Consider the following 24,612-nt stretch of genomic DNA (forward strand, 5'->3'; position numbering starts at 1 on the left):
CTACTTTAGAGGCTAATATTATTACAATATGAGAGGGTAGAAATAGGAAAGCTAAAATTCAACAATAAAAATAATTACATTAACTAAAGTGTATTTTACTTTATTTTTTAATTCTTAATGCCTTAATATTTCATTAATAATAGGTAAATATAATGTAAGTTTATTTTTGATTAGAACAGTTGTCCTATTGCATCAATATTAATAAGTAAATCTTTATCATTATGGTTTGTTATCGTATTATTTAATCAAAGTATTATTGAGTGACAGGAAGAACTTACAGCTAAAGATTTATTTTAGTTGTCTTCTATGTGTTCATTTTTTTGTTTATTATATGAGAATAAAGATGAAGTGTAATTTATTAATTTCGGCTACCGTATTAGCTATATCTACAATATCTTTTGGTGCGCAAGCTGCATTAGATAATACTTTTTCAGTTGGCTATGCCCAAAGTTCTGTAAAATTAGATGGTAAAAAAATAGATGATGAGCTAAAAGGCATTAACTTTAAATATAACTATGAATTAAATGATTGCTGGGGAGTTATAGGCTCATTAACTTATACTAAAATTACTTATAACTATTATGGCTATTGGGGAAAAGTAGGTTCTACAGAAGTGAATTATTACTCATTAACTGCCGGCCCCAATTATCGTTTTAATGATTATCTTAGTGCTTATGGTTTAATCGGTTTTGGTCATGCTAACCAAAAAGATAACTATTTTAGCAATAAAAGAGATTATGATAAAACTTCAATGGCATACGGATTAGGTTTACAGGTAAACCCTTTACCTAATATTGCGATTGATGCTTCATATGAATATTCTAAATTAGATAAGGCTAAATTTGGCACTTGGGTATTAGGTGTGGGTTACCGTTTTTAATAGCCTTTACTATATATCATACAATATTATTTTAAAAGGCCATCTAAAATGGCCTTTTAATTTTGTGTAAGTTTTAAGTGGTAAAAAGCGTTAAGCTCGATAAAGTAAAATCCAGTTAGTTAATGGTCTTTTACAGTTTATATTGCTGACTGATTTTAAACTCAATTTATGATAATGATTTTTAAGATGCTATTATGTTAACAATTATTAAAGCAGATACTTTACTCTATGATGAAATAATTTTTGTTTGAGGATCATCGGTTAGAGCAAAGCACCATTTTTTAACAGAAGAAATTATTCAGTCATTAAAAATAGATATTTTTTCTCAATATTTACCAATGCTTAATTTGTATGTTGCTATTGATAGAAATAAAATTATTTATGACGTATGAGTACCGTTGAAAATAAGTTAGAAATGTTATTTATTTCTACTGATGCAAGGGGGCATGGATGTGGAAAGTTTTTATTAAATTTTGCTGTTGAAAAATTAAACATTGATAAATTAGATGTTAATGAACAAAATTCACAAGCTATTGGCTTTTATAATCATCTGGGATTTAATGAAATAGGATGTTCTGCTGTTGATGGGCAGAGTAATCCATATCCATTGCTACATTTAAAACTAAATAAATCTAAGTATAAATACTAAAAATAGCGATAGGGAATTAATCTCACAATATAATTTGATTTATGTCGTAATAATTATACCTATTTAATGAAATAATTTTAGTTAGTCAAAATAAATTGTGAAAGTAAATGGTTAGGTGTTTTCTTCCACGCTAAGAATAACTCTAAAATTAAGGTGGACTACGATGATAAAAAAATTTGCAGTTATCTTATCTTTATTTTTTATTACCGCATGTTCAGAATCGCAAGAGGATAAAGTAATTGCATATTGCATGGATGCATTAAATGTTTATAGCAAAGTAACAAAAGAGCAATGTATTTGTTTTTATAATGAAGCCGATAAGAAATTTTCTTCAACTGAAATAGATAAAATGGTGACTTCTCCCGCTAAAAGGCAAGAAGCGGAATTAACAAAAGAAGGCATGATGTTTTTTACTATCGCACATTCATCACACTGCTTTGAATAATCTCCCTCTTCTTATTTAGTATAAAAGCGCATCTAGGCGCTTTTTTTTGTTTTATAACACTGGGTTAAGTAAGTTGAGTTTAATCATTTTTTAATACCACAAAATTGATAACGAAAACAAAGCGAATAGAATAGCATCTTTACTGTATTTATATACAGAATTTGTTCATTGATATTTATTATGGAGTAAAAAATGCCACAATTTAGTTAAATTATCGTTACTTTTCGGCTCTTGTATTGGTGAGCTATTTGGTGCTGAAATTACAGACTTTAACTTTGATAAAAATATTTGGCTTATCCCTTCAAGTAAGCATAAGACCGGATCAAAAACAGGAAAACCAATTATAAGACCGATAATACCTCAAGCCAAAAAACTAATATTAGAGGCATTTGAGTTTAGTTATTCTAAGAAATATTTATTTTCGAAAAAATCAGGAGAGCGGCTTGAACGAACTGGGCATTGTGAAATAATTAATACTCTAAATAGAAAAATGGCTCGGCATTTTGATGATTATACCACTTGGTCAATTCACGATTTACGTAAGACAATGAGAACAGGTATTTCTGAGTTAACACAACCTCATGTCGCTGAAATTATGTTAGGGCATAAATTACCACAGGGATATGGCAGGTGTACGACAAGCACACCTACTTAGAAGAGCAACGTGAAGCTTATGAGACGTGGTGGGATAAACTAACTAAAATCGTTTACCATTCTCCCAGTCAATAATATCTTTCATCCTAAATTGTAGTTCTTGCAACTGGTGACTGGTTTTTGGGAAGCCTTCTTTAGCTTGTTTCCCTTCACTAACCCATACACGCAATGTGTGTGGTTTTATTCCGATCCTTTTAGCTAGCTCTTTCGTTCCGATAAAAGTAGGGTTGGATTTTTTAGCCGATTCTTTACTTTGTAATTGCTCTTTGTAACTCACTGAATAATTAATTTTTATAGGGATAACATTATTTTTTCCATAAAATATATTTTCTCTCCACACTGTTCGTATACAGTATTAGTTAATGCTGGTGGTTATTAGTCATTTCATTCCACCTTATAAAGCTCATTAAAGCGGTGTAGGAATAGAGATTTTGCTTGTGGTGGTGTTAGTGGGTTAACAACAAAATCACTTGCTGGAATACCTTCAAGCATTCAATCTATAACGTGAGAATGCATGAGATGGAAGAGGAACGCAGACAAAAAGAAGAGAAAGAAAATCAGGACACCAATAGCACACCAGAAATTGATAACTAATTGAATTTATTTAGCTCAAGGAAGAGTTAAAAATTAATAATGATCATTCCGAATATAGCCGAAATAAGATGATTGTTTTACGATTACTATTGAATATACTGTATTTGTATACAGTGATTGTGTGCTATTAAATATAAAAAGGAATTTATATGAGTGATAATGAAGATCGAGATGTTCGTATTGAGATAACTGATGGTGTTAGTAGCCATGATTATTATGATTATGATGAAGATGATAGCTCAAATCACACCGATAACGACAGTGAAGATCGAGATAAGAATGAGCGAGTAAGAGAAGTTCAAGACATTTCAGATTTTGATCTAGGGAAATACCCTGAAAAATTGGCAATGGCATCAGCGGCTATTCCTGCATTAAGTTTTCTTACCTATCAAGGCGTTCTTAGCTTTACAACAAGTCCATTTGCTTCTGCAAACGTTAAGCATTTTTTTCTAAATCACTAACGGCACTAAGAGCTAGCGCAGTTGAAGCAATGTCGGTTGCGCCAAAGCTTGCTAGGATCACAGGTGTTGGGATTGCAGTCGAAGGATTGTGGCCAAGTAGTAACATCATGTCTACTCAAGCTGAAATGGCATTGTTAAAGAACTATGGCATTTTGGATAGAGATATTTTTGATAGAAACAAAGTACGTAAAGTTACAACGATGCCTGCTGATATTGTTACTAATCAAATTAGTGATATTGGTAAAAAAACATCCTTAAGCATACATACACAGGTTATGTCTGCTTTAGATAAAAATACTAGAAAGCAGCGAACCATTGTATCAACAGGTCAGGCTATTAGTATCCCAATTGTAAAGGCAACAGCAACAAGCACACCTAACATTTATACAGCCCCTATTATTGCAGGCGCAAAGCCGGTGCGTATTAGCGTTTCTGAAAACAAAGCAGATAAAAATAAACAGGTAGTCATCAACTCTAAGCCTAATGCTGGATACTATATTCCTTCATCTAAATTAAAGACCCATCATGCAATTGTTGATTTTGGCGGTAAGCATGAAGCTCTTTATGTCTCTATTATTGACGTTATTGATGTCAATAATGAAAAGCAAATAGTAGAAACAGAATGGGCTGAATGGTCAACACTTCATCCGTTAGAGGCTGCATTATTAGAGCTTGAAGAAGCAAAGAAAAGATTAGCTAATATTGATAAACACTATCAGGCTCAAGCCGCTGTTATTAATAAACTCAAAGCTACTCCAGAAGGCTTGGCATTAGCAGATCCTGTTAAAAATCCTCTTGTTTATCCTAAATCTAAGGAGCAACAAGGAATATTAAATAACATCGATATAAAGATTGATAATAAAGTTTTTTTATCTCTTCTTTTAAAAAATGGTACAAAAGCTTATTTGGGAGAGGTTGTTAATTCAGCTTTTAAAAATGGAACCATAAACGGTATTCAAGTTATATTATATTCCGCTTTACATGAGAGATTGGCAATTAGATTACTTGAAGTAAACTCCCAAATAGAAAATGAAAAGAAAAAACTAGCTCCCATTCTCGAATCGCGAAAAAAAGCAGAGGGTGAGAAAAAAGCTGGTGAGAATAAAGTGAAAGAAGAGGAAGCTAAGGTAAAAGGAAAAATGCCAGAGATTAAAATCGAAGGTAAAATTAAAGGGCAGATGGGAGAGCGGGGCTGGACAGATCAGGATATTAAAAATACTGTAGCACAAGGAGCGAGTGGTGATTCATTTGATAAGCGCAAACCCAAAAATACAGATGATGGATTAGGACGTAATGATCCTGCCACGGTGTATGGTCAGCCTGGTAAGTATGTAGTCGTTAATGACCGTACTGGTGAAATTACACAAGTTAGTGATAAAACAGATCCTGATTGGATTGATGATTCAAGAATAAGATGGAATAAAAAATAATGGAAAAGAAACTATTTAATCATGGCATTTTATATAATAACGGTGCTGATTTCTTTAAGTTAAAAGGTAACGCTTCAATGAAGTTATCTCCTAAAGCAGCCGTCGAAGTTTGTCAGGAAGCGACAAAACAGAAATTATGGGTATTGGGAGTTGATGGCGGGCATTGGTTTAACCCAGGTTTTCGACCTGATGGTGAAGCTTCTTGGTCTGGAAAAACAAAACTATTTAAAGAAAATAAATTAGCAGAGAATAATCAATTAGCGATTGATAGCATCAAAGAAGACTCTGCGGATGGATATACAGCATTTATAGTAACCATTGGCAACCCATAAAGTATTAATAATGAACAAAGGGCATCTGTGCCCTTTGTTGTTTTCTGAGAGCGAAAACTCCAACCTTGTACGAAGATAGCCGAATAACTAAAAAATCTTTACAAGACTTCTCTTGAGCCATCATAAAAACAAGATACACAGTTATTCTTGTTCTGGTTACAGATATAGCTTGTGTTTATAAAACCAGTATTTTTATTCACAGATGTATAAATTTTATTTATGTGTGTTCATTGATACTAGCGCACAATCATCATTGTGCATGTTTTTTGTGTACATAATTGTGTTCATAATGTTTTTTATATTTTAATTTATTTCTTTATTTAGTTGATTTATATAAAATATTTATTTTTATTGTTAATCTTGTCTTGAAATGCACAGTACTTCATTACGTGAACACAATTTTGCTCAAAACAAATTAGATGCACTTAATGGATGGCACGTTAGCGAACGATTTTCAGCGAGAGAACGCGCAGCATTAATGTGGACCGAAGCTGTTACTCATATTTCGGCAGCAAATACGGATGACACTATTTACCAGCAAGTTAAAGCATATTTTACCGATGCCGAAATGAGTGATTTAACTATTGCTATTGGCTTAATGAATGCTTTTAATCGTATTGCGGTAAGTTTACGTCAGTAATGATATAAAGCGTAAAAGATGACAGTGAATGGCGGTGAGTATTAATTAAAATAAAGGTAAGACTTGCTGCATAAAATAAAAATCGCCAGCTCAAATTTGAGCTGGCGAGAGTAGAAAATGGAAATTATGATTTCCAGATAATATGAAACATGGGTTGTAGCGGATCGCGGCTAATTAAAACTCGACCAAAAATATCATCAATATCAGCATCGTCATTTGGTGCAAGGCCAATAATAACTTCACTAAAGCGTGCTGGCGTTATTGGCAGGCCAACAATAAACTGCCAGTCATTACCCAATGGAACCACTTCAGCAGCGCCTCTTTCTTCAAATTGCAAGTTAAAAAGGAGCTGGTCTGCAACTTCTAAATTATCAGCCGCTTGTGCTAAAAATAGATCGTAAGCTTGTTCGAGGGCTTCATCTTCACTGATTAATGTTGGTTCATTCATTGGTAGTGCCTGTTTATTTTTTCAATAATTATCGCGTTGTTTATAGCGTATTTTGCTATTTTAACCAAACTTATCTGCTATTTTTTGTCGTTTTGCTGATTATAACATTTCTAATTATAACAATGGGCTGAAGAAATAACATATACGCTCTAATACACGGTTAAAGAATGGACGCTTTTCCCACTCATCAAGTGTTAATTCAGTAGATCGAGCGATGTAGTCATATTGTACGATACTTAAATCGCTACCAAAACCTTCATCGTCAATAACTACAGTGATTTCAAAGTTGAGCCATAAGCTACGCATATCAAGATTAACCGAACCGACCATACTTAGCTGACCATCTACCATTACACTTTTTGTGTGTAGCAACCCGTCTTCAAACATAAATATCTTTACGCCTGCTTCAAGCATTTCAGCAAAAAATGCTCGGCTAGCCCAGCGGACGAGAAATGAATCATTACTTCGAGGGACAATAATTGTGACATCAACGCCACGCATTGCTGCTGTTGAGATTGCATGGGCAAGATCATCACTTGGTACAAAATAAGGCGTAGTTAGTACAAGCTCTTTTCTTGATGAGTAAATAGCGGTAATTAATGATTGTTGAATTAACTCATCAGGAAAACCAGGGCCAGAAGCAATAACTTGTGTGGTGTGGCCACTTTCACTTTCGAAAGGCATGATATTGTTGTCTGGTGGCGGCGGTAAATGGCGTTCACCAGTCTCCATTTCCCAATCAAAAGCATAAATAATGCCTAAGGTGGTAGAAACAGGACCTTCCATTCTCACCATAATATCAATCCACTGACCCACTCCTGCGTCTTGTTTAAAGTAGCGAGGGTCAACCATATTCATACTTCCTGTGTAGGAAATATAGTTGTCGATAAGGACAATCTTACGGTGTTGGCGTAAATCCATTCGGCGTAAAAAGAAACGGAATAAATTAACGTGAAGGGATTCAATAAATTCAATACCTGCAGCGCGCATTTTTTCAGGGCCTTTAGTACGAAAAAAATTCCAACTTCCTGCGGAGTCGACCATAACACGACATTTTACCCCGCGTTTAGCCGCGCGAATTAAAGCATCCGTCACTTCTTCGACTAATCCGCCAGGTTGCCAAATATAAAATACCATTTCAATATTATCACGGGCATTATCAATATCTCGTGTAATGGCATTTAACGAGTCTTCACAGGTAGTAAGAAGTTGTATTTTATTGCCTTTTACGCCTTCAATTCCTTGACGTTTTGCCGTTAATTGAAAAAGAGGGGATGCAACATCACTATGGTGTTTGGCAAAAATATGTTTACATTTTTTTAAGTCTTCAAGCCAAGCAACCACTGATGGCCACATTTGTCTGGCATGTTCAACTCGACGCTTTCCAAGATGTAATTCACCAAAAGCAAAATAGGCGATAACACCCACTAAAGGCAGAATATAAATAATAAGTAGCCAAGCCATTGTTGAGGCGACAGGGCGTCTACGCATTAGGACACGAAAGGTGATCCCTGCAATGAGTAGCCAATAAAAGAAAAATGTTAGCCAGCTTAATACAGTATAAAATGTTGTCATAGTAGAGCTATTTTCCGTTGAAAAAAACCACATGGACAGGCTAGAGGCAATGTAATAAAAAAACAGTTTATTATCGCTGTAATTTATCGAACGTAGCTATTAAATCAGGATTATTGTTACTGTCAAATCTCTTTCTTAAGAGATAAGTATCAAATTAGTGAAACGATATAACTCTTTATTCATTTTTTCTTTGTGAGAAATGCGCAAAGAACGAATAAATTTAGATCAAAAAACAATTACCCACTTGGATCACAAAATGAACGTCCTATAATACATCACTTATTTGAAAAAATAGGTGTTGATAGCATGAGACATAGCAGGAACGAAGTTGCACGTTGGCGAATGATGAGACAAGCAATACGTAAGCGTCGTCGTTGGTTAGAAGGGCAGTCGCGTCGAAATTTGCGTATTTATCAGCTACGTAAGCTTGATACTTCTAAAAAACATAGAGCTCTTTTGTTTGTGCAACTCACCGAGTGGAGCTAATAACTTCCTTTTTTAGCTGTTTATATCAATCATTTTGATAAACGTTATTGAATATGATTGCTATTTGCATTTAAACTACAGGTATTATTTTTTCTTTAGGTGAAATAAGATCAGTTATGCGTTGGAAGCTTTGGGTATTCATATCACTATGTTTGCATGCCTCATTAGTTGCGGCTGCCGTTTTATATGTTGTGGAAGAAGAACCGGCAAAACCGGAACCGATATCCATACAAATGTTGGCATTTGCAGCAGAGGAGCCAGCTGGTGAGCCTGAACCTGTGGTTGAAGAAGTTACGCCACCGGAGCCAGAGCCCGTGGTTGAACCAGAACCTGAGCCAGAACCAATCCCTGATGTAAAACCTATTATTGAAAAGCCAATAGAGAAAAAACCAGAACCAAAACCTAAGCCAAAACCAAAACCAGTGGAAAAACCTAAGCCACCTGTTGAACGCCCACAATTGGTATTGAACAAAGGAAATGATCAAAAAAATCTGAATCCAACCGCTAAGCCAAGCGATAAAGGTGAAGATAAACCTGTTGCAACGGTAAGTAGTGGAGAAGGTAAAGAGCCTAATGTTGTTAGACAAGGTCTACCTGTATATCCTCAACGAGCAAAAGCGGTAGGCATAGAAGGTTCAGTTAAGGTACGTTTTGATGTTGATGCCGATGGGCGAGTAGAAAATGTAGAAATACTTTCTGCTGATCCTAAAAATGTGTTTGAAAGAGAAATCAAAAAAGCGATGCGTCAGTGGCGCTATGAAAAAATTGCTTATAAAGGAAAAGTGATGACTATTGATTTCAAAATAGAAGGCATATCAACAAGTGGTTAAGACTGAATATAATGCTCGTTAGTTAACGCGCAGTATTTATATAGCAGTATTTATATAAATAAAAGGCACTTTTTACAGTGCCTTTTTTAGTTTTTATAATCAACGAATTGGAACCGCTCACCAAAATAGCTTAAAACTTATTCCATCGTACTTGTTAGCGTAAACTGAGCTTTGCCTTCAGGTAAACGACGAGCTGCGTTATTTTCATCTACTGCTACATAAGTAAAAACCGCTTCTGTTGCACGATAGCGCTGACCTACAGGTTCTGTAGCTACTTTTTTTACCCATACTTCAATATTGACAGTAATAGAAGAGTTGCCCGTTTTTAAGCAACGCGCATAACAACACACCACATCACCGACAGCAACGGGTTTTAGAAAGGTAATGCCTGTTACACTAACAGTAACGACGCGACCTAATGCAATTTCTTTTGCCAAAATAGCGCCACCAATGTCCATTTGAGACATTAACCAGCCACCAAAAATATCACCATTGGCATTAGTATCTGCAGGCATGGCAAGGGTACGTAAAACAAGTTCGCCATTAGGAAGAGATTGTTGTTCAGTCATGGGAAATGATATCTATAAGTGTTAAAACCAAGGAGATCTTAATAAGATCTCCCAATAATGAGTTGTGTATTATTTAGATTTTACATCTGTATCATGATGAAGAGATTTGGCTGCTTGAGCTGATTTCTCGTCTGATAAGTTTTGTTCTGCACTATGTTCTGATTCTTCTTCTGGCTCTGGTAAACGATTATTCCAGATATAAACCACACTCGCGATAGTAAATATAAAGGTTAAAATACTTAAGCCGAAGACTTTAAAGTTAACCCAAGTTTCTAAAGAAAGTGAGAATGCCACATAAATATTACCTAGGGCACAGGCAACAAAGAAAATAACCCACGCAATATTCAGTTTTTTCCAGTTTGCCGCTGGCATTTTTAATTCTTTACCTAACATTCTTTCTATTAATGTTTTTGGTGTAAAGAGTTGCATTCCGACTAATACAGCCGCAAAAATGGCATAAATAGCGGTCACTTTCCATTTAATAAAATCAGCAGAATGAAAGGCAATAGTTAATGAACCAAAAATAGTCACAACGACGGCAGTAATGAGTGGCGCTTTTTCAACTTTGCGAAAAATAAGCCATGTCAGAACGACTGAAATCCATGTCGCTACAATTAATGCGCCAGAGGCATAGAATATATCTTGCCATTTATAAAACACAAAAAACACTAAGAGTGGAGCAAAATCAAGTAGTTGCTTAAGCCAGCCGTTTTTCATAACTGATAGGAACCTATGGTAATTGAATTCATAAACAAGGCTATTCTAATGCAAAGTGACATGAAATGGGTAAACAATTGCATATCTTTAATGTTATTGCGCTAATTTGCGTAATAATAGTCATTTCTAGTACAAATAACTAAATGAAAAATAAATATAATTTCACTTATGGAAAACCAACAATCAAGCTTAATTAATGATAGAAGATTTAAATATCACTCTAGTATATGATTCAAGCATTCATCAATCTTAGCGATATTCCTTGATGAATGCATAAAAAGTATTTCTGATAAGAGGAAATCAATGAACGGAAAAAGAATAATAAAATGGATGCCTGGGTTAGGCTTACTGTTTAATTATAAGCGTGCTTATTTTGGTTATGATCTTAAAGCAGGGCTTTCGGTTGCTGCAGTTGCTTTACCTGTGGCTATTGCTTATACCGAGCTATTGGGTATCAATGCTATTGTTGGGCTGTATGCTTGTATTTTACCCATGATTATTTATGCGTTCTTCGGTACATCACGACAATTAATTACAGGGCCTGATGCCGCAACCTGCGCTGTTATTGCAGCAGTCGTTATTCCGTTATCTGCAGGAGATGAAAATACACGCTGGCAACTTGCGATTATAATGACCGCAATGACAGGTTTTTGGTGTATTCTCGCCAGTCATTTTCGTTTAGGTGCGTTTACCGATTTTCTCTCTCGACCTATTTTGCAAGGCCTTTTAAATGGTGTTGCTATCACCATTATGGTGGGTCAAATTAGTAAAGTATTTGGTTTTGATACTTCTCCTGAATATTTAATTGAAAAACTTATTGAAGTGCCATTTAGGTTAATGGATGCACATTGGCCAACACTATTAATGTCAACCATAACGTTAGTTTTACTATTGGGGATACGGCATTTTCGTAGTCGATGGCCGGCTCCGTTGATTGCTATGGTTGTAATGACTTATTTAAGTTGGCAGTTTGATTTAGTTGATTACGGTATTGCTATTGTTAATAAAGATGCTGGGCAAATAGATATGTTTTTGCCGGTTGTTTCAATGAGTAGTTTTCACCCCGGTTTATTGCGTGAATTGATGGTACCTTCTATCAACCTTGCGGTTATTAGTTTTGTTAGTTTTATGATGACAGCAAGAAGTTTTGCCAGTAAAAATGGTTATGAAGTTGATGCAGACCAAGAACTTAAGGCGTTAGGTATCGCTAATATTGCGGCGGCACTTTCGCAAGGATTTGCTGTAAGTGCGGCGAGTAGTCGTACTGCGGTTAATGATTCTGTTGGTGGAAAAACACAATTAGTTTCAATTATTGCGGCGCTGGTTATTTTATTCGTGTTGTTATTTATGACCGATTTTCTTGCTTATATTCCACTATCATCATTAGGTGTGGTGTTAATTGTTTCTTCGTGGTCATTGCTGAGTATTCGTCATATTTGGTCTTATCGTAAACGTAATCGTCAAGCATTTACTTTGGCATCGTTTACTTTATTGGCTGTGTTATTAGCAGGGCTAATTAACGGTATTGGTTTTGCCGTTTTACTTGGGTTATTGCAATTTCTGCGGATTGTATTTCGCCCTAGTGATCAATTATTAGGCGTTGATGAACAAGGTATGGTTCATTCAATGAATAAAGATAACGACATTGAGCCAATAGAGGGTTTGATGATGTATCGTTTTAATTCGCCTCTTACTTATTTTAATGTGGCTTATTTTAAAAAACGAGTATTACAATTAGTTGATAATGCACCAAAGCGGCCTGCATGGCTTGCTGTTGATGCCGCGGTAAGCTTCACCTATGACGATGTAAGCGTTTTTGCTGCGATAGATGAACTAATCCGAGAGCTTAAAATAAAAGGCGTTAAATTAGTTTTAGCAGGGCGAAGAACAGAATTAAATCGTTGGCTGGAACGAAATAAAATGTCTTCTAATGAAGATGATTTAATTATTGCGCCCGATCTCTATTTTGTTATTCGACTTTATCAAAGTCGCTTACAAATTAAAGAAAAACAAAAAGAAGAACTACAAGCACAGCAACAACAAACGAATATAGAAAAAGTAGCTACTTCTAACATAACAACAGAAGATGTTTTATTAGCAAAAGATACAAAACTAGATAATCAGTTGGAGCCTAAAAAGGCAACTGAATAAGATATGTGATGTTGTTGTGAAAAAATGAGAAAAATAATCCCGTGATAAGTAAATACCTATCACGGGATATTTTTTTAATGTGTTTTGGCCGTGTATTTGTCGTTAACTAACATAAATAAACGGAAAAGATAAATAATGACCCAAGCAGAAGCCATATTTTTCAAAAGATAATATAGGAAGTTATGCACAAAATCAGGCAGTTGCATGGTAATGTTGGTTAAAAAACCAATACCAAATTGCAGCAGTATCCAAATTCCTAACGCGGGGATAAGCAATCTAGATTCACTAAAGCCTATTTTCCACCCTAAGCGAATTGCATTACCGAGGCTATTTTGACGGATTAAAATTACAGGCGCCATAGCAAAACCAATTAGCAGAATAATACCGGGTATAATCATTACCATAAAACCAGCGCTAATAAGAATTGAGCAAAGCACAATTAATAAAAACATTTTAGGTAAACGAGGTAAGCCAGAGCTAAAAGATTGGCCAATCGTTGGGTTATGTCCTGAAGATAGCCCCATTACAAAAATAAGCAGCGTAAGAACTAATATACTTTGCAGTAGTGTTTCAAATGAGTATAAAACCAGTACTTTTTTAGCAACACCTACAACACTGTTACTCATTGCTTCTAATTCAGCGGGTGAAGCACTGGCTAATTTTGTTTTTTGAAAGTCAGCAATAAAATCAATCATTAATTGGTATTCCTGGGTGTTTGGCCCCACTAATGAAGTTATTACCGCTAAAATAGCCGCAAGAAAGGCGGAAAGTGTGACAAGGCTACGCAGTTCATTCTTATAAAAGTTAAGACTGTCTCGGTAGATTGTGCTTGCCGTGGTAGGCATGAAAACGGCTCCTATAAAGATAGACTAAGTCAATTTGCGCTATTGTACCTTTTCATTCAGCAAAAAGGGATATTTTATCTTGTTAGTACAATGCAAAGATAAAACGACTTACTTCCTATAAGGTAATATCCATTACCTAAATAAAACATAAAATTAACACATTAATAACTTTATTTATTCAAATCTCTTTGTAGGATATTTTCTATTCAAAAATTAGCATGAAAAATAAATTAATTTATAAGAAAAAATTGTATTAGTGTGTAATTTGATGTGGATCAATTATAAATAATTGGCTTCATAAATAATAAATACCGAAATAACACTTTCTGCAAAAATAATTCCAAAGTTGTGATCAGCATTAGATCATAATTTGCTATTAATGGTTATATTTTAGCGGAGATTTTACTTATTACAGGAATGGGTTAAATAATGAAAAAACTTTCTGCGCTTATTTTAGCAGCTGCAACTCTTGCGCCTTCTATTTCTTTTGCTCACCAAGCAGGGGATTTTTTATTCCGTGCTGGTACTGCAACAGTTCGTCCTAATGCAGGTTCTGATAATGTATTAAATATTGGACACTTTGAAGCAAATAATAATACGCAATTAGGTTTAACTTTCGGGTATATGATTACCGATAATATCGGTGTTGAGTTATTAGCAGCAACGCCTTTTGAACACAAAGTTTCATTAACAAACTTTGGTGAAATTGCTACTATTAAACATTTGCCACCAACATTGATGGCACAATATTATTTTGGTGATTCACAAGATAAATTACGCCCTTATTTAGGTGCGGGTCTAAACTTTACTACCTTCTTTGATGAAAAATTCAATTCAGCAGGTAAAGCCGCTGGTCTTTCTGACTTGGATCTTAAGGATTCATGGGGCTTTGCAGCACAAGCAGGCTTAGATTATAACCTGGATAAAAACTGGATGCTGAATGCTTCAGTTTGGTGGATGAATATCGAAACTGACGTTAAATTCAAAGCAGGTGAAGATAGACAATCAATCAGCACTCGTATTGACCCATTTGTATTTATGTTTGGTGTGGGTTACCGCTTCTAATTATTCGTATTTTAAAAGAATATCAAATAATGAAAAGGCGGAGATTATCTCCGCTTTTTTATATCTTAATTTGCTAAAAAAAGTCTAAAAAGATAAATTAGAAAATGACTTTTTTACATTTAATACACCTATTAATATTAATAAAGAAATGTATAAGTCTTATAAAGATAAGCTATCTATTATATGCGAATATTATTTCTCAACTTTAATTAAGTTGCATTTAAAATGAATCTTATTGCTTGTCAATTTATTAGAGGAGTAAATTGCGGCATAAACTTTATTAAAATTGCTAGTTAATAGTTGTAAATACTACATTCAATTAGATGTATTTAATATGCATCTTTATTTGCTGTTGATAAATTAACTATCATAAAAAGAAAAACAAGCGTTAAGCCAAGTAACAAAAATAGAAATAGAGGCCTAGCATCCGAATATATATTCTTATAAGTAAGATGATGTTTTTTTATTCGATAAATGATTAGATTAATTTATCTATTGATCTTTTTATATACTCTTTTTAACTTGAAATAAAAAATACTTACTTTTAGCAAAATCAGTTTTTTTGCAGAAATTGACTTGTTACCAGAATCAAGAATTGAAATGAATAGGAGAGGTTATAGAGAGAAATAAAAAAGACCACCGAAGTGGTCTTAGTGAAAAATAAAGAAAAAAAGGAAAAAAGAAAGACTAGCGAATAACCATAGAGTTAATTACGCCTTTAACACCTGACACGTTACGTGTGGTTTCTATGGCTTTATTTGCATCTGCTTGAGAAGAAACAAAACCACTGAGTTGTACTTTCCCCTTAAAAGTTTCAACACTAATTTGTGTCGAGTTCAGCTTTTTTTCACCAATAAGTGCAGTTTTTACTTTAGTAGTGATTACTGAATCATCAAAGTATCCACCAGTACCTTCAGAGGTTGGTGTAGGTGAACATGCAGATAAAGCTAGTGCCATAACCATTGCTGCAAACACAGCAGAAATTTTCGCCCATAATGTCATTATTCAACTCCCTATTGTTACGATGTGATTGGTTATTTAAGAGATGTAAAGATAAAGCTCTGTTTCAAGTATGTGCAAAAAATAGAATATTGCCAAATATTTACTAAAAATAATATTTCTTTGTTTAGGAAAATGAGATGTAGCAATATCACAATAGATCAATAAGTTGTTATCAGAATAAAAGAGGGGATTCGATAAATAACTAGAATAATAATTGAGAATAATCCGCTCAGAAAAAGAAAATTTCTTCTGCTAAAGCGGATTTTTTGTATAAAGCTATTGAGTGATTATGCTGTGAGTGTTGCTGCCTTCATCTCTTTTACAAATTGGATTAGGTTTTTTAGCATCACATCTGGCTGATTAAGGTTTTTCTCAATAATTTGTACCACCGCAGAGCCTGAAATAGCGCCAGCAGCGCCATTGGATAATGCTTCTTTAACTTGTTTGGGCTCAGAAATACCAAAGCCTTGTAATGCAGGTGGTGCATTATAGCTGGTTAGTTTTTCTGTTAAATGTGCTAATGGTGACACTGCACGTTTATCTGTACCTGTTACACCAGCTCGAGAAAGCAGGTAGGTATAAGCTTTACCTGATGTTGCTAACTCTTTTAATAACTCATCATCGGCGTTAGGTGGGCAGATAAATATAGGCGCAATATTAGCGCGTTGTGCAGCTTCACGAAATTCTTGCGATTCACGTAGTGGTACATCACCGATTAAAACCGAATCTACACCCGCTTGCTGGCATTTAGTATAAAAATTATCAATGCCATTACTGAATACTAAATTAGCATAGACTAATAACCCAATAGGAATATTAGGATATTTTTCACGAACCTGAGCTAATAATGCAAAGCAAGTAGTGGGTGTAACATCGGCATTTAATGCGCGTAAATTAGCGCCTTGGATTGTTGGCCCATCAGCTAGGGGGTCAGAAAATGGAATACCAATTTCTAGGGCGTCAGCGCCACCAGCAATTAAAGCATCAATAATTTGTAATGAAAGCGCTGGGGTTGGATCACCTAATGTTACAAAGGGAACAAATGCACCTTGGTTTTTTTCTTTCAGCGTATTAAAGCACAATTGATAACGGTTCATTAGATTTCTCCTCGCGCTGCTAAAATATCATTTACAGTAAAAATATCTTTATCGCCACGGCCTGATAAGTTCACAATGAGTAATTGTTCTTTATTCGGATTTTGTGCAATTAATTTCAAAGCATAAGCAAGGGCATGTGATGATTCTAATGCTGGAATAATTCCCTCACGACGAGAAAGTGCTTTAAAAGCATCGATAGCTTCATCATCAGTAACAGAAACATAATCGGCGCGACCAATGCTATTTAAATGTGCATGTTGTGGCCCCACAGATGGAAAGTCGAGCCCCGCTGAAATAGAGTAAGATTCTTCAATTTGACCTTCATCTGTTTGCATAATCGGTGATTTCATACCGAAATAGATGCCAAGTTTGCCGTGTTTCAATGGTGCACCATGTTCACCTGTTTCAATGCCTTTACCTGCGGGTTCGACACCAATAAGTTGCACTGAGCTTTCAGGAATAAATGAGGCAAATAATCCAATAGCATTTGAGCCTCCACCAATACAGGCAATAACCGCATCAGGTAAACGGCCTTCGCGATCTAAAATTTGCGCTTTAGCTTCATCGCCAATCATTCGCTGGAATTCACGTACAATGGTCGGATAAGGATGTGGGCCTGCCGCTGTACCTAATAGATAGTGAGCGCGGTCGTAACAGCCAGACCAGTCACGTAAGGCCTCATTACAAGCGTCTTTTAAGGTAGAAGATCCACTGTGAACAGGGATCACTTCAGCACCCATTAAACGCATACGAAAAACGTTAGGTGATTGGCGCTCAACATCTTTTGCTCCCATATAAATACGGCATTTCATATTTAGCAGTGCACAAGCTAACGCTGTTGCTACACCATGTTGACCTGCGCCTGTCTCAGCAATAATTTCTGTTTTGCCCATTCGTTTTGCTAACAATGCCTGGCCTAACACTTGGTTAGTTTTATGTGCACCACCATGTAATAGGTCTTCACGTTTTAAATATAAACGGGTACGAGTACCTTCAGTAAGATTGCGGCAAAGTGTTAATGCTGTTGGTCTACCCGCGTAGTTTTTTAGTAAATCTTGGAATTCTTGCTGAAATGAAGGATCGCTTTGGGCATCAATAAATGCTTGCTCGAGTTGATCCAGTGCTGGCATTAAGATTTCAGGTACATATTGGCCGCCAAATTCGCCAAAGTAGGGATTAAGTTTTCTCATTATGCTGTCATCCTGTTTAAAATTTTATCTTTGTGACAAGTTATCTTGATGTAATTGATTAAATACTTGAGCAAGAAGTTGGGCATCTTTTATACCCGGTGCAGACTCCACTCCAGAGTTAAAATCAAGTCCGATACAACCTGTTTTAATTGCACTTAAACAGTTTTCACTGTTAAGACCCCCTGCTAGTAATGCTTTTTCACGTAAGGTTTTCGGAATATGTTGCCAATTAAAGGTTTTTCCTGTGCCACCAGCACCATTATCAAGAATATATTTATCAGCGAGAGCTATTGGCTGAATGTCATCTTGTTTCGCCATATTTATCGCCTGCCAAATTTCACAGTTAGGGGAAAGCTTTTGGCGTAACTGTTTAATAAATTGGCTGTCTTCTTGGCCATGTAGTTGAATTGCCGATAAACTAAGTTTTTCTGCATAATCACAAATAAGTTCAAGAGGTTGATTTTGAAATACACCAACGTAACTCATCGGGGCTTGTGTGATTAATTCTTTTGCTTGTGACAATGTCACCTTGCGTGGTGATTTTTCTGCAAAAATAAGCCCTGCATAATAAGCACCCACAAGATATGCCGTTTTAATATCTTGTGTACGAGTTAAGCCGCACACTTTATGCTTTCCCAATATAAGTGCTCTTACTGCTTGGTCGATATTTTCTTGCGACATTAATGCGCTACCGACTAAAAAACCATTCGCAAATTGGCTGAGTGCTTTAACTTGCTGGTGGGTATGAATGCCTGATTCGCTGATAATAATGGCGTCTTGCGGTAAACCTTGGCTAAGCTGTTGAGTACGAGCTAAATCAATAGAAAGATCACGTAAATCGCGATTATTAATACCAATGACTTTGGCATTAAGATTAATTGCACGCTGACGCTCTTCTTCTGTACTGACTTCCGTTAATACGCCCATATTTAATTGATGAGCAACAGCTGAAAGTGCACGATATTCATTATCATTTAGCACTGATAACATTAATAAAATAGCGTCAGCTTGATAAAAACGTGCTAAATAGATTTGATATTCGTCAACAATAAAATCTTTGCACAAAACAGGTTGATGTACAGCATTACTCACTTGTTGTAGATAATCAAAACTTCCTTGGAAATACTTTTCATCAGTTAAAACTGAAATAGCAGCTGCATAAGGCTGATAAATTTTAGCAATTGTTGCTGGATCAAAATCGGCCCGAATCAATCCTTTTGAGGGTGATGCTTTTTTGCATTCTAGAATAAATACCGTTTGAGGCTGCGTTAATGCCTGATAAAACGAACGTGTTGATGGTGTTATTTGGTGCTGAAATTCTGATAGTGGTTGAGCCGCTTTGCGAGCAACCAGAAACTCAGCTTTATCTTTAACAATGGCATTTAATACAGTCATGAGTTTATCCTCTTGCCGCTAGTGCGTTTACACGATTGATGGCTTTGCCACTGTAAATAGTATGCATGGCAATTTCGGTATTTATTTTTAGATCTTCCTGACCATGTAAACGCATTAATAACGCCACATTGGCTGCAACAGATTCGGTGTGCGCTCGTTTACCTTGTCCTTGCAGTAAATCAGTCAGTAATTGACGATTTACTTCAGGTTCTCCGCCTTCAAGATCAGACATTGCACAAGGGCGTAGGCCAAAATCACTTGGTGTTAATTCATAACGGATGATTTCACCATTATGAAGCTCAGCAACTTGTGTTGGTGCATGTAATGAAACTTCATCCATACCGCCACTATGAACAACGGCTGCACGCTCATAACCTAATACTTTAAGGGTATCAGCAATAGGGAGTAACAAATCTGGGCTATATACTCCAATCAATGCTAATGGTGGGCGAGCTGGGTTAATCAACGGTCCTAACACATTAAAAAGTGTGCGCGTTTTAAGTTGTTGACGAACAGATGCCGCAAAGCGAAAACCGCTATGATATTGGGGGGCAAATAAAAAACAGACGTTAACATCATCAAGTAATCGACGAGCATCAGCGGCGCTGTTATCTAATGCAATGCCAAAGGCAGCTAATAGATCAGAAGAACCAGAACGGCTAGATACACTGCGATTGCCATGTTTTGCGACTTTAATACCTACTTCAGCAGCAACAAAAGCACTTGCTGTTGAAATATTAATACTGTTTGCACCATCACCACCGGTACCAACAATATCGCAAAAGGTATAATCAGGACGAGGGAAAGGCAGTGCATTATCAAGTAAAGCACGAGCGGCACCCGCTATTTCTTGTGGATGTTCTCCACGCATTTTCATACTAATTAATACTGCCGCTAATTGTGATTCAGTTAATTCACCACGAATAATTGCGCTAAAAAGAGTTTGGCTTTCTTCTAGCGTTAATTGTTGTGCGCTAAATAATTTATTGAAGATAGTTTCCATTTTATGCGTCTCCTTTAGGCGTCTGAGCCCATGCGATAGTTTGTTCTAATAGTTGTGCGCCTTTCGTGGTTAAAATTGATTCAGGATGAAACTGAAAACCACAGGTTTTATGTTGACGGTGACGCACCGCCATAACGGTGTTATCGCACCACGCATTTATAATTAGTTCTTCAGGCACTTGTTCGCCAGAAAGCGAATGATAACGGGCTACAGGTAGTGGGTTAGGTAAGTTTTCAAACATAGCATTGTCATCGTGCTGAGCTAATGTCGCTTTACCATGTAAGATCTCGCCACAAGAAGAAACTTTGCCACCATAAGCTTCAATAATGGCTTGATGACCTAAACAGATGCCAATAACAGGTAAAGTACCTAGTACTCGTTGCAATAATTCAGGCATACAACCTGCTTGTGAGGGAGCCCCTGGTCCGGGTGACAGCAATAAAATAGGATGAGTTAATTCATTGAGTTTTTGTTCAATAAAATCGGCACTCATATTATTGCGATAAATAACCACTTGATGATTATTACTGCGCAATTGATCGACTAAGTTGTATGTGAACGAATCGATATTATCGAGGAGTAGAATAGTCGCCATTAGTAAGCTCCTTGTGCTGTCGTGACAGTGTGTGCTTGTAAAATGGCATTAATAACGGCTTGTGATTTGTTTCTTGTCTCTTCAGCTTCCATTTTTGGATCTGAATCAAGCACAATTCCGGCACCAACTTGAATAGTGGCAATATTATTTTCGACATAAGCAGAGCGAATAACTATGCAAGTATCAAAATCTCCAGCACCAGTAAAATAGCCAATAGCACCACCGTAACTACCACGTTTGGTATTTTCATAGCGTGCAATTAATTGCATCGCACTGACTTTAGGCGCACCTGAAAGTGTTCCCATATTCATGCAAGCTTGATAAGCATGAAAAATATCTAAGTCATTTCGCAATTTTCCGACAACGCGAGAGACTAAATGCATAACAAAAGCGTAGCGATCCACTTTAGTTAATTCAGCAACATAACGACTACCTGCTTGGCAAATTCGCGCTAAATCATTGCGAGCGAGATCAACCAGCATTAAGTGTTCTGAAAGTTCTTTGGTATCTGTACGCATTTCTAATTCAATACGACTATCTAAATCCTGATTGATAGAGCCGTCCGCATTGCGTCCTCTTGGTCGAGTACCGGCAATTGGATAGATTTCAATTTGGCGATCTGCTGCTTGATATTTCAATGCACTTTCAGGTGAAGCACCAAAAACGGTGAACAGTGGATCTTGCATATAAAATAGATAAGGGCTTGGGTTTTTCGCCTTTAATACTTGGTAAGCAGCAAGTGGTGAGGGGCAAGCCACTTGAAAGCGGCGAGAAGGCACAACTTGGAAAATATCGCCGCGACGAATATAGGTTTTCATTGCTTCAACAATATCGCCATAGCCATCATCATTCATATTGCCGCGTACCACGGCTTCTTCGGCTGTTAATCGGCGGCGATCCAGCTGTTTTAACGGTTGTTTTGTCTGCTCAATTAATTGTTGTTGACGCACTTGAATACGCTGGTTTTCAGTTTTATCGTCAGTAAATGAAATTGAAACTAACTGGCTATCGCGATGTTGATGGTCGATAACAATTAATTGTTCTGCTAAATAAAAACAGTAATCAGGGCAAGAAAAAGCACTATCTAAATCTACAATAGGTTCAAAACCACAGACTAAATCATAGGCAAATAAGCCACCAACAAAGATAAACTGGGCATCATTAGCGTTGGAATTACTTAAAAAGAAACGCAGAGCATCAAATACGCTGGCGGATTTAAGTTTGCTCTCTTCATCAATATTTTGTTGTGTAGCTGAAAAAGTAAACACACACTGCTGTACTGTTTCTGATATCAGCGTTGCTTGTTCTTTTAGTGCGATTTTTATGCCTGGTAATAGGGCTTGGCCGTTAACCGTTAACGCGTCGATAGTGACCTGATTTTTTAATGCGCTAATGCGTAATGCACTATCAACAATTAATAAACTTTTTAAGTTGGCTTTAGTTTCTATTTGAGCTGATTCTAATAATAATGTGTGTCCGCGATTTTCACATAATGTATTGAAAATCAAGGCAGGCTCGCTGTGATAAGGTAAAGATACTGCCTTGGTTTTAAATGAGAATTTGTGTGATGTATTCATTGTATCGCTCTATTTTGATTGTCTTTATTTGTGGCTTGCCGTACTTGTTTTGGCGCATAAAAAAACCCGCCTAGGCGGGTTTTTGATATCACTGGCGCTAAGCCGGAGATCAAACCGCCCATAACATAGGATTGCGCCACCAAAGAGCGATAAAATGTTGATAGGTGTTCATAAGATCTCCTTAAAGATAATCATAAGTAGCAATTAACGAACTAGCTCGTGTTGTGTACTAGTAAACTAGATCTAATTGGGTTCGTCAAGTACTTTGTGGCATACTCTTTAAAAATTATTGTATTGTTAGCGGTTATAAAAGGAGAACCAATGACAGAACGGCTATCTGATTTACGAGTGATTTATGATTTACACAGCCACACTACCGCATCAGATGGCGAGCTTTCACCTGAAGAGTTAGTTGAAAGAGCAGTAGAGCGTCAGATTAATGTGTTAGCAATAACCGATCACGATACAACGGCGGCAATTGAACCCGCAACTCGCTATATCACAGAAAAAAATCTTCCTCTGACCCTGATATCAGGTGTCGAAATATCGACTTTGTGGGAGAATATAGAAATCCATATTGTGGGGCTTAATATTGATATTGGGCATGATGTGATAAAAAGTTGCCTTGCCTCACAAAGCCAATGCCGAGAAGAACGCGCTAAAATGATAGGTGAGCGTTTGGCAAAAGCGGGCATTCCAAATGCTTGGGAAGGTGCAAAAGCGTTAGCACAAGGCGGACAAGTGACAAGAGGACATTTTGCTCGCTTTTTAGTTAATGCAGGGCACGTAGACTCTGTTAATAAAGTATTTAAACGTTACTTAGCTAAGGGTAAAACAGGCTATGTTCCACCACAATGGTGCTCTATTGATGACGCTGTCACGGCAATCCATGCCGCTGGTGGTGTTGCTGTGTTAGCACACCCAGGTCGATATGGTCTATCCTCTAAGTGGTTAAAGCGTTTAACGCTTTATTTTAAACAACAAGGTGGCGATGCTATCGAAGTGGCACAATGTCAACAGCCACCACAAGAACGAGAACAACACGGTGCATTAGCGCAATCTTTTGAGTTAAAAGCATCGTTAGGTTCTGATTTTCATCGTCCTTGTTCGTGGATAGAATTAGGACGTAATTTATGGTTACCCGGTGGCGTCGAACCTGTTTGGACGTTATGGCAGGAGTAACATCAGAAAGTCGTTGAGGGATGTATGAGCCAACTTTTTTATATTCACCCTGATAATCCGCAGGCTCGTTTAATTGAACAAAGTGCTGATATTTTACGCAAAGGCGGTGTGGTGATTTATCCAACAGATTCTGGTTATGCCATTGGCTGTTGTTTAGATAACAAAGATGCAATGACGAGAATTTGTCGTATTCGTCAATTAGATAAAAATCACAATTTTACTTTAATGTGTCGTGATTTATCTGAGATAGCAACTTATGCCTATGTGGATAATGTAGTTTTTCGGTTAATTAAAAATAACACTCCGGGAAATTACACTTTTATTTTAAAAGCGACCAAAGATGTACCTAAGCGTTTAATGAATGAGAAACGTAAAACAATAGGTTTACGTGTTCCGTCTAACCCTATTGCATTAGCATTATTAGAAGCAATAGGTGAGCCATTAATGTCAACTAGCCTGATTTTACCAGGCAATGATTTTGCTGAGTCTGATCCTGAAGAGATCAACGATTTACTCAGTAAACAGGTTGATATGGTGATCCACGGTGGTTATTTAGGGCAAAAACCTACCACTGTGATTGATTTAACCGAAGATAGCCCTGTTATTGTGCGAGAAGGAACGGGTGATATCACACCTTTTCAATAAGTATTAAATAACAAGTAAGCATTCTTCTGGTGGACAGCTTTTATCGCGTAATAAAGATATAAAACGTGAAGCTAACGGCTGCTTGTGTTAAATTTATACGTTGCGACAAAAGTCACGATATATGCCTTTAAGTTGGTTATAGCCATTAACCCTAG

The 24,612-nt window shown here is 36.5% G+C and carries 26 protein-coding genes and 1 pseudogene; 14 read left to right on the forward strand and 13 right to left on the reverse strand.

Annotated elements, in window-relative coordinates:
* The first annotated feature begins 343 nt into the window (after positions 1 to 343).
* The 4 genes from PH4a_RS14665 to PH4a_RS14680 all read left to right on the forward strand — a co-directional run bounded on the left by PH4a_RS14665 (position 344) and on the right by PH4a_RS14680 (position 2,629).
* Entirely contained in the window at positions 344 to 880 is a 537-nt protein-coding gene (locus PH4a_RS14665; protein WP_129040754.1) for an Ail/Lom family outer membrane beta-barrel protein, read from the forward strand.
* 388 nt (positions 881 to 1,268) lie between these two features.
* Positions 1,269 to 1,529: a GNAT family N-acetyltransferase gene (locus tag PH4a_RS18340; RefSeq protein WP_244212892.1), complete on the forward strand. Its 261-nt coding sequence runs from the start codon at positions 1,269 to 1,271 to the stop codon at positions 1,527 to 1,529.
* Positions 1,530 to 1,692: 163 nt separating this feature from the next.
* Positions 1,693 to 1,974, forward strand: a complete 282-nt coding sequence (locus PH4a_RS14675; protein ID WP_129040756.1) for a hypothetical protein — start codon at positions 1,693 to 1,695, stop codon at positions 1,972 to 1,974.
* A gap of 259 nt (positions 1,975 to 2,233) precedes the next feature.
* The gene (locus PH4a_RS14680) at positions 2,234 to 2,629 is read left to right on the forward strand and encodes a tyrosine-type recombinase/integrase (RefSeq protein WP_244212974.1); all 396 of its coding nucleotides are present in this window, start codon (positions 2,234 to 2,236) and stop codon (positions 2,627 to 2,629) included.
* Between the two features lie 42 nt (positions 2,630 to 2,671).
* Here the strand turns inward: PH4a_RS14680 and PH4a_RS14685 are convergent, their stop codons facing one another.
* Complete coding sequence (locus PH4a_RS14685; protein ID WP_244212893.1) at positions 2,672 to 2,968, reverse strand: MerR family transcriptional regulator; 297 nt, start codon at positions 2,966 to 2,968, stop codon at positions 2,672 to 2,674.
* A gap of 403 nt (positions 2,969 to 3,371) precedes the next feature.
* Between PH4a_RS14685 and PH4a_RS14695 the strand changes: the two genes are divergently transcribed.
* Positions 3,372 to 3,683, forward strand: a complete 312-nt coding sequence (locus PH4a_RS14695) for a hypothetical protein (RefSeq protein WP_129040758.1) — start codon at positions 3,372 to 3,374, stop codon at positions 3,681 to 3,683.
* On the opposite strand, the gene PH4a_RS18425 is transcribed toward PH4a_RS14695, so the two are convergent.
* Positions 3,658 to 3,792 carry a hypothetical protein gene (locus tag PH4a_RS18425; RefSeq protein ID WP_279634827.1) on the reverse strand — a complete coding sequence of 45 codons (135 nt, stop codon included), beginning with the start codon at positions 3,790 to 3,792 and terminating at the stop codon, positions 3,658 to 3,660. The two genes, PH4a_RS14695 and PH4a_RS18425, sit on opposite strands and share 26 nt — an antisense overlap.
* Here PH4a_RS18425 and PH4a_RS14700 point away from each other — a divergent pair.
* The 3 genes from PH4a_RS14700 to PH4a_RS14710 all read left to right on the forward strand — a co-directional run bounded on the left by PH4a_RS14700 (position 3,791) and on the right by PH4a_RS14710 (position 6,085).
* The gene (locus PH4a_RS14700; RefSeq protein WP_244212894.1) at positions 3,791 to 5,113 is read left to right on the forward strand and encodes a colicin E5-related ribonuclease; all 1,323 of its coding nucleotides are present in this window, start codon (positions 3,791 to 3,793) and stop codon (positions 5,111 to 5,113) included. The genes PH4a_RS18425 and PH4a_RS14700 overlap by 2 nt on opposite strands.
* Positions 5,113 to 5,445: a colicin transporter gene (locus PH4a_RS14705; protein WP_244212895.1), complete on the forward strand. Its 333-nt coding sequence runs from the start codon at positions 5,113 to 5,115 to the stop codon at positions 5,443 to 5,445. The genes PH4a_RS14700 and PH4a_RS14705 overlap by 1 nt, the downstream gene beginning before the upstream one ends.
* Before the next feature lie 370 nt (positions 5,446 to 5,815).
* Positions 5,816 to 6,085, forward strand: coding sequence for a carboxymuconolactone decarboxylase family protein (locus tag PH4a_RS14710; protein ID WP_244212896.1), 270 nt, complete (start codon positions 5,816 to 5,818; stop codon positions 6,083 to 6,085).
* A gap of 124 nt (positions 6,086 to 6,209) precedes the next feature.
* Here PH4a_RS14710 and PH4a_RS14715 read toward each other — a convergent pair whose 3' ends face one another.
* Together PH4a_RS14715 and cls are read right to left on the reverse strand one after the other, a co-directional pair.
* Complete coding sequence (locus PH4a_RS14715; protein WP_064719796.1) at positions 6,210 to 6,533, reverse strand: HI1450 family dsDNA-mimic protein; 324 nt, start codon at positions 6,531 to 6,533, stop codon at positions 6,210 to 6,212.
* A gap of 114 nt (positions 6,534 to 6,647) precedes the next feature.
* Positions 6,648 to 8,108, reverse strand: coding sequence for a cardiolipin synthase (cls, locus tag PH4a_RS14720; protein ID WP_129040762.1), 1,461 nt, complete (start codon positions 8,106 to 8,108; stop codon positions 6,648 to 6,650).
* A gap of 306 nt (positions 8,109 to 8,414) precedes the next feature.
* Between cls and PH4a_RS14725 the strand changes: the two genes are divergently transcribed.
* Positions 8,415 to 8,594 (forward strand): YciY family protein, encoded by a 180-nt coding sequence (locus PH4a_RS14725; protein WP_064719798.1) that lies wholly within the window; start codon positions 8,415 to 8,417, stop codon positions 8,592 to 8,594.
* Positions 8,595 to 8,710: 116 nt separating this feature from the next.
* On the forward strand, positions 8,711 to 9,424 hold the full coding sequence (gene tonB / locus PH4a_RS14730; protein ID WP_129040764.1) for a TonB system transport protein TonB: 714 nt from the start codon (positions 8,711 to 8,713) through the stop codon (positions 9,422 to 9,424).
* 137 nt (positions 9,425 to 9,561) lie between these two features.
* On the opposite strand, the gene yciA is transcribed toward tonB, so the two are convergent.
* Together yciA and PH4a_RS14740 are read right to left on the reverse strand one after the other, a co-directional pair.
* Positions 9,562 to 9,993 carry an acyl-CoA thioester hydrolase YciA gene (yciA, locus tag PH4a_RS14735; protein WP_064719800.1) on the reverse strand — a complete coding sequence of 144 codons (432 nt, stop codon included), beginning with the start codon at positions 9,991 to 9,993 and terminating at the stop codon, positions 9,562 to 9,564.
* Between the two features lie 69 nt (positions 9,994 to 10,062).
* Positions 10,063 to 10,710: a septation protein A gene (locus PH4a_RS14740; RefSeq protein WP_129040766.1), complete on the reverse strand. Its 648-nt coding sequence runs from the start codon at positions 10,708 to 10,710 to the stop codon at positions 10,063 to 10,065.
* A 303-nt stretch (positions 10,711 to 11,013) separates the two neighbouring features.
* Between PH4a_RS14740 and PH4a_RS14745 the strand changes: the two genes are divergently transcribed.
* A complete protein-coding gene (locus tag PH4a_RS14745; RefSeq protein WP_244212897.1) occupies positions 11,014 to 12,861 on the forward strand; it encodes a SulP family inorganic anion transporter in 1,848 nt (615 codons plus the stop codon).
* A gap of 74 nt (positions 12,862 to 12,935) precedes the next feature.
* On the opposite strand, the gene PH4a_RS14750 is transcribed toward PH4a_RS14745, so the two are convergent.
* The gene (locus PH4a_RS14750; RefSeq protein ID WP_129040768.1) at positions 12,936 to 13,706 is read right to left on the reverse strand and encodes a YciC family protein; all 771 of its coding nucleotides are present in this window, start codon (positions 13,704 to 13,706) and stop codon (positions 12,936 to 12,938) included.
* Positions 13,707 to 14,135: 429 nt separating this feature from the next.
* Here PH4a_RS14750 and ompW point away from each other — a divergent pair, with 429 nt between their 5' ends.
* Entirely contained in the window at positions 14,136 to 14,771 is a 636-nt protein-coding gene (gene ompW, locus PH4a_RS14755) for an outer membrane protein OmpW (protein WP_064719803.1), read from the forward strand.
* A gap of 687 nt (positions 14,772 to 15,458) precedes the next feature.
* On the opposite strand, the gene PH4a_RS14760 is transcribed toward ompW, so the two are convergent.
* From PH4a_RS14760 to PH4a_RS14790, 6 genes and pseudogenes are all read right to left on the reverse strand, one after another.
* Complete coding sequence (locus tag PH4a_RS14760) at positions 15,459 to 15,773, reverse strand: BON domain-containing protein (protein WP_129040770.1); 315 nt, start codon at positions 15,771 to 15,773, stop codon at positions 15,459 to 15,461.
* A gap of 287 nt (positions 15,774 to 16,060) precedes the next feature.
* Positions 16,061 to 16,870 (reverse strand): tryptophan synthase subunit alpha, encoded by an 810-nt coding sequence (gene trpA / locus PH4a_RS14765; RefSeq protein WP_129040772.1) that lies wholly within the window; start codon positions 16,868 to 16,870, stop codon positions 16,061 to 16,063.
* Entirely contained in the window at positions 16,870 to 18,060 is a 1,191-nt protein-coding gene (trpB, locus tag PH4a_RS14770) for a tryptophan synthase subunit beta (protein ID WP_064719814.1), read from the reverse strand. The genes trpA and trpB overlap by 1 nt, the downstream gene beginning before the upstream one ends.
* Positions 18,061 to 18,084: 24 nt before the next feature.
* Positions 18,085 to 19,455: a bifunctional indole-3-glycerol-phosphate synthase TrpC/phosphoribosylanthranilate isomerase TrpF gene (gene trpCF, locus PH4a_RS14775; protein WP_129040774.1), complete on the reverse strand. Its 1,371-nt coding sequence runs from the start codon at positions 19,453 to 19,455 to the stop codon at positions 18,085 to 18,087.
* 4 nt (positions 19,456 to 19,459) lie between these two features.
* Positions 19,460 to 21,053: pseudogene (trpD, locus tag PH4a_RS18345) on the reverse strand (bifunctional anthranilate synthase glutamate amidotransferase component TrpG/anthranilate phosphoribosyltransferase TrpD).
* On the reverse strand, positions 21,053 to 22,630 hold the full coding sequence (locus tag PH4a_RS14790; RefSeq protein ID WP_129040778.1) for an anthranilate synthase component 1: 1,578 nt from the start codon (positions 22,628 to 22,630) through the stop codon (positions 21,053 to 21,055). The pseudogene trpD and the gene PH4a_RS14790 overlap by 1 nt, the downstream one beginning before the upstream one ends.
* Before the next feature lie 321 nt (positions 22,631 to 22,951).
* On the opposite strand from PH4a_RS14790, the gene rnm reads away from it, so the two are divergent.
* Both rnm and PH4a_RS14800 read left to right on the forward strand, forming a co-directional pair.
* On the forward strand, positions 22,952 to 23,812 hold the full coding sequence (rnm, locus tag PH4a_RS14795) for an RNase RNM (RefSeq protein WP_129040780.1): 861 nt from the start codon (positions 22,952 to 22,954) through the stop codon (positions 23,810 to 23,812).
* A gap of 24 nt (positions 23,813 to 23,836) precedes the next feature.
* On the forward strand, positions 23,837 to 24,457 hold the full coding sequence (locus tag PH4a_RS14800) for an L-threonylcarbamoyladenylate synthase (RefSeq protein ID WP_064719820.1): 621 nt from the start codon (positions 23,837 to 23,839) through the stop codon (positions 24,455 to 24,457).
* Positions 24,458 to 24,612: the final 155 nt, after the last annotated feature.

Source organism: Proteus hauseri (assembly GCF_004116975.1).
Lineage (GTDB): Bacteria > Pseudomonadota > Gammaproteobacteria > Enterobacterales > Enterobacteriaceae > Proteus > Proteus hauseri.

Excerpts from the sequence above, each read along its gene's own strand:
- PH4a_RS14800 (WP_064719820.1), top strand. The coding sequence starts at position 23,837 with ATGAGCCAACTTTTTTATATTCACCCTGATAATCCGCAGGCTCGTTTA.
- PH4a_RS14700 (WP_244212894.1), top strand. The coding sequence starts at position 3,791 with ATGTCTACTCAAGCTGAAATGGCATTGTTAAAGAACTATGGCATTTTG.
- ompW (WP_064719803.1), top strand. The coding sequence starts at position 14,136 with ATGAAAAAACTTTCTGCGCTTATTTTAGCAGCTGCAACTCTTGCGCCT.
- PH4a_RS14745 (WP_244212897.1), top strand. The coding sequence starts at position 11,014 with ATGAACGGAAAAAGAATAATAAAATGGATGCCTGGGTTAGGCTTACTG.
- PH4a_RS14740 (WP_129040766.1), bottom strand. The coding sequence starts at position 10,710 with ATGAAAAACGGCTGGCTTAAGCAACTACTTGATTTTGCTCCACTCTTA.
- PH4a_RS14675 (WP_129040756.1), top strand. The coding sequence starts at position 1,693 with ATGATAAAAAAATTTGCAGTTATCTTATCTTTATTTTTTATTACCGCA.
- PH4a_RS14760 (WP_129040770.1), bottom strand. The coding sequence starts at position 15,773 with ATGACATTATGGGCGAAAATTTCTGCTGTGTTTGCAGCAATGGTTATG.
- PH4a_RS14725 (WP_064719798.1), top strand. The coding sequence starts at position 8,415 with ATGAGACATAGCAGGAACGAAGTTGCACGTTGGCGAATGATGAGACAA.
- trpA (WP_129040772.1), bottom strand. The coding sequence starts at position 16,870 with ATGAACCGTTATCAATTGTGCTTTAATACGCTGAAAGAAAAAAACCAA.
- trpB (WP_064719814.1), bottom strand. The coding sequence starts at position 18,060 with ATGAGAAAACTTAATCCCTACTTTGGCGAATTTGGCGGCCAATATGTA.
- cls (WP_129040762.1), bottom strand. The coding sequence starts at position 8,108 with ATGACAACATTTTATACTGTATTAAGCTGGCTAACATTTTTCTTTTAT.
- rnm (WP_129040780.1), top strand. The coding sequence starts at position 22,952 with ATGACAGAACGGCTATCTGATTTACGAGTGATTTATGATTTACACAGC.
- tonB (WP_129040764.1), top strand. The coding sequence starts at position 8,711 with ATGCGTTGGAAGCTTTGGGTATTCATATCACTATGTTTGCATGCCTCA.
- PH4a_RS14710 (WP_244212896.1), top strand. The coding sequence starts at position 5,816 with ATGCACAGTACTTCATTACGTGAACACAATTTTGCTCAAAACAAATTA.
- PH4a_RS14790 (WP_129040778.1), bottom strand. The coding sequence starts at position 22,630 with ATGAATACATCACACAAATTCTCATTTAAAACCAAGGCAGTATCTTTA.
- yciA (WP_064719800.1), bottom strand. The coding sequence starts at position 9,993 with ATGACTGAACAACAATCTCTTCCTAATGGCGAACTTGTTTTACGTACC.
- PH4a_RS14695 (WP_129040758.1), top strand. The coding sequence starts at position 3,372 with ATGAGTGATAATGAAGATCGAGATGTTCGTATTGAGATAACTGATGGT.
- trpCF (WP_129040774.1), bottom strand. The coding sequence starts at position 19,455 with ATGACTGTATTAAATGCCATTGTTAAAGATAAAGCTGAGTTTCTGGTT.
- PH4a_RS14715 (WP_064719796.1), bottom strand. The coding sequence starts at position 6,533 with ATGAATGAACCAACATTAATCAGTGAAGATGAAGCCCTCGAACAAGCT.
- PH4a_RS14750 (WP_129040768.1), bottom strand. The coding sequence starts at position 13,706 with ATGCCTACCACGGCAAGCACAATCTACCGAGACAGTCTTAACTTTTAT.
- PH4a_RS18340 (WP_244212892.1), top strand. The coding sequence starts at position 1,269 with ATGAGTACCGTTGAAAATAAGTTAGAAATGTTATTTATTTCTACTGAT.
- PH4a_RS18425 (WP_279634827.1), bottom strand. The coding sequence starts at position 3,792 with ATGATGTTACTACTTGGCCACAATCCTTCGACTGCAATCCCAACACCT.
- PH4a_RS14705 (WP_244212895.1), top strand. The coding sequence starts at position 5,113 with ATGGAAAAGAAACTATTTAATCATGGCATTTTATATAATAACGGTGCT.
- PH4a_RS14665 (WP_129040754.1), top strand. The coding sequence starts at position 344 with ATGAAGTGTAATTTATTAATTTCGGCTACCGTATTAGCTATATCTACA.